The organism is Polaromonas sp. P1_G4 (genome assembly GCF_056405475.1).
Window position 1 is genome coordinate 1 of record NZ_JBFUCA010000436.1, and the last position, 3,747, is coordinate 3,747.

Below are 3,747 nucleotides of genomic sequence, written 5' to 3' on the forward strand. Positions count from 1 at the left end.
ATCTCCACGTGCGCCACCAGCTCCTGAATTGCTAGCACCAGGCCATCCGCCGGAACCCATTCCCGACGCAAAACCGGGATTCTTCGGCGTGATCCACTTGAGGGCGGCTTCCGGCAACTCGTCAAAAAACCGGCTCTTGAGGTTGTAGCGCGTCTGACCATGCAGCATGCGGGTTTGCGAATGACTGAGGTACAGGCGCTTGCGCGCGCGCGTGATCGCGACATACATCAGGCGGCGTTCTTCCTCCAGACCGTCACGGTCGCTCATGGAGTTCTCGTGCGGGAAGATGCCGTCTTCCAGGCCGGTGATGAACACGCAGTCAAACTCCAGCCCTTTGGACGAATGCACGGTCATGAGCTGCACCGCATCCTGTCCGGCCTGGGCCTGGTTGTCGCCCGACTCCAGCGCGGCGTGCGTGAGAAAGGCCGCCAGCGGAGACAGCGTTTCACCGGTTTCCGTGTCGGGCGCCAGGGCCTCGGGCAAAGGCTCGCTGACGAGCGGCGCGGACGCATCCAGCCCCTGGCTGGCCGGCGACTGCGTGAGCCGCCCGCCCAGTTCATCGACCGGCAGCGCAACGGCATCACGGCCAAAGCCTTCCTGGCTGACGAAAGACTCGGCGGCATTGACCAGTTCGGCCAGATTCTCCAGCCGGTCCTGGCCTTCCTTTTCGGTCTTGTAGTGTTCTTCCAGGCCGCTGTGCTGCAGCACCAGCTCGATAATCTCCCGCAGCGTCAGCCCCGTGGTCTGCTCGCTCAGCACCTGGATCTTGGCGGCAAAGGCGCCGAGGTTCGCGCCTGCCTTGCCCGGCACGGCACTCACGCCGTCGTACAGCGAACAGCCGGCCGCGCGCGAAATATCCTGCAGCTGCTCAATGCTGCGCGCGCCAATCCCGCGCGGCGGAAAATTGACGACACGCATGAAGCTGGTGTCGTCGTGCGGGTTCTCCAGCAAGCGCAGGTAAGCCAGCGCATGCTTGATTTCAGCGCGCTCGAAAAAGCGCAGGCCGCCATAGACGCGGTAAGGCACCCCGGCATTGAAAAGCGCGGTTTCCATCACCCGGCTTTGCGCATTGCTGCGGTAAAGCAGCGCGATCTCCTTGCGCTCGGTGCCGTCACGCACCAGTTGCTTCACTTCATCTACAAACCACTGGGCCTCGGCAAAATCGCTGGTGGATTCATACACACGCACCGGTTCGCCCGGCCCCGCTTCGGTGCGCAGGTTCTTGCCCAGGCGCTTGCTGTTGTGGCTGATCAGCTCGTTGGCTGAATCCAGAATATTGCCGAAGCTGCGGTAGTTGCGCTCGAGCTTGATCTGGTGCTTGACATCGAACTCGCGCACAAAGTCAGCCATGTTGCCCACGCGTGCGCCACGAAAAGCGTAAATGCTCTGGTCGTCGTCGCCCACGGCCACCACCGAGCCACCGGGCATGGCGTCCGTGCCCTGGGCCGCATCGGGCCCTTGCCCTGCCAGCATCTTGATCCAGGCGTACTGCAGCTTGTTGGTGTCCTGGAATTCGTCGATCAGAATGTGGCGAAAACGCCGCTGATAGTGCTCACGCACGGGGACGTTGTCACGCAGCAGTTCGTAGCTGCGCAGCATGAGCTCGCCGAAATCGACCACGCCTTCGCGCTGGCACTGCTCTTCATACAGCGCATAAATTTCGACCTTCTTGCGGCCTTCTTCGTCGCGCACCTGCACGTCTTTGGCGCGCAGGCCGTCTTCTTTGTTGCCGGCAATAAACCACATCAGCTGTTTGGGCGGAAAACGTTCGTCGTCAACGTTGTGCTGCTTGCACAGGCGCTTGATGGCCGAGAGCTGGTCCTGCGTATCGAGAATCTGAAAACTCTGCGGCAAGTTGGCCAGCTTGTAGTGGGCGCGCAAAAAGCGGTTGCACAAACCGTGGAAGGTGCCTATCCACATGCCGCGCACATTCACCGGCAGCATGGCCGACAGGCGCGCCATCATTTCCTTGGCGGCTTTATTGGTGAAGGTGACAGCCAGAATGCCGCCGGGCGACACCTGGCTGGTTTGCAGCAGCCAGGCGATGCGTGTCGTCAGCACCCGGGTCTTGCCGGACCCGGCGCCGGCCAGAATCAGCGCATGCGTATTGGGCAGCGTGACCGCTGCGAGTTGCTCCGGATTGAGGTTTTGCAGGAGAGGGGAGCTGGGGACTTCTGGGAACATCCCCCATTGTAGAAAGATCAACGGTACCAGCACGGTGCCGGGATACTCCCCGTACGCCGGAGGCAGATTTCTCTTCACCAGCCGGGGCCGCGGCCTGCAAGGCCTCGGGGCTACACGCAGTGAGCGACCGTGGGGGCTCTAGCTCGCGTCCGTCTTCAGGATGGTCTCACCCTTGAGCGCTCCCRCGTCGCGGATGGCCATGCGGTGGCGCTTCCAGCCGTCCCAGGTACGGCGGAAATTCGCCAGCGAAATACCGTAATAGATCGCCTTGAACATGCGCAGCCGGCCCCAGAAAGGCGTCTTGCCGAAAATGTCGCCGGCCAGCAGCGACAGCAGGGCTTCCTTGACGCGCAGCGGATTGGCCGGGTGCATGAACATGTGCCGGATGGTCGGGTTGGTCACGCGGTAGATGAACCACGAATACTCCCTGGGGCCCTTGCGCATCATGGCTTCGAAGCTTTTGCGCACAGCGGGCAGGTCGGCCGGTTGGTCAAGCGCAGTGGCCACCAGCTCGGCGCCGTCAAAAGCGCTGTGCATTGCGAGGTAAACGCCTGAAGAGAACATCGGGTCGATGAAGGTGAATGCATCGCCCAGCATCAGGTAGCGGTCGCCGGTGGCATGGGTGCTGCTGTACGAAAAATTACCGGTGGCGTGCACCGCGTCATCGACCAGCGTGGCATTGGCAAGGCGCCGTTTCAGCTCCGGGGCCAGGGCGATGGTGTCCATGAAGAACTCGCGCAGCGGCTTTTCGCGCGACTTCAGGTAATACGGCCAGCACACCGCGCCAACGCTGGTGGTGCCGTCGGCCAGCGGAATAAACCAGAACCAGCCGTGGGGAAACCAGCAGATGCTGATGTTGCCTTCGCGCTTGCCTTGCAGCCGCTCGACATTCGTGAAATGGCCAAACAGCGCCGTGCTGTTGTGTTCCTTGCTCTTGGCTTTGGAGCGCAGCTTGTTCGCCAGCAGCGTGTCGCGTCCGGAAGCGTCCACCACAAAACGGGCCCGCCAGCTGCGCTTCGCGCCGTCGTCCAGCTCCGCCTGCACGGTGGCGCCTTCCGCGTCAAACACCACATCGCGCACGGTGCAGCCTTCGAGCGTTTTTGCCCCACGCGTCGCCGCGTTGCGAAACAGCAGTTCGTCCAGTTCAGAGCGCCGCACCTGCCAGGCCGAAGGCATGGACTTGTCCCAGGCATCGGCGAATTCGATGTAGCTGCAGTGCGCGTGTTCGGGCGAAACAAACTCAATGCCCCATTTGGGCATGCCGATGCGGTCAACCTGGTCGCGCACCCCCAGGCGTTCGAAAAGCTCGACATTGGCCGGAAGCAGCGATTCACCGATGTGGAACCGCGGGTGGTGCGCTTTTTCGAGCAGCACCACGTCGCGCCCCTGGGCGGCCAGCAAGGCTGCAATGGTGGAGCCGGCCGGACCGCCGCCCACAATCAGTACGTCACAGGTGGAGGTAGAAGTGGGGATTTCGTTCATGGCAGGCATTGGCTATGGGTTCGCGCAACGGTATGCCAGGCATGCCGCTGCAATTGTGAAAGACTGCGCGCAGGGTAACAC

Annotated in this window: 2 protein-coding genes; both read right to left on the minus strand. The window is 62.2% G+C overall.

Annotated elements, in window-relative coordinates; all coding sequences use genetic code 11:
• A partial coding sequence (locus AC1D1X_RS18185; RefSeq protein WP_477698822.1) for an ATP-dependent helicase occupies positions 1–2,184 on the minus strand: 2,184 nt, incomplete at its 3' end.
• 138 nt (positions 2,185–2,322) lie between these two features.
• Positions 2,323–3,666 carry an NAD(P)/FAD-dependent oxidoreductase gene (locus tag AC1D1X_RS18190; protein ID WP_477698823.1) on the minus strand — a complete coding sequence of 448 codons (1,344 nt, stop codon included), beginning with the start codon at positions 3,664–3,666 and terminating at the stop codon, positions 2,323–2,325.
• Between the last annotated feature and the right edge of the window lie 81 nt (positions 3,667–3,747).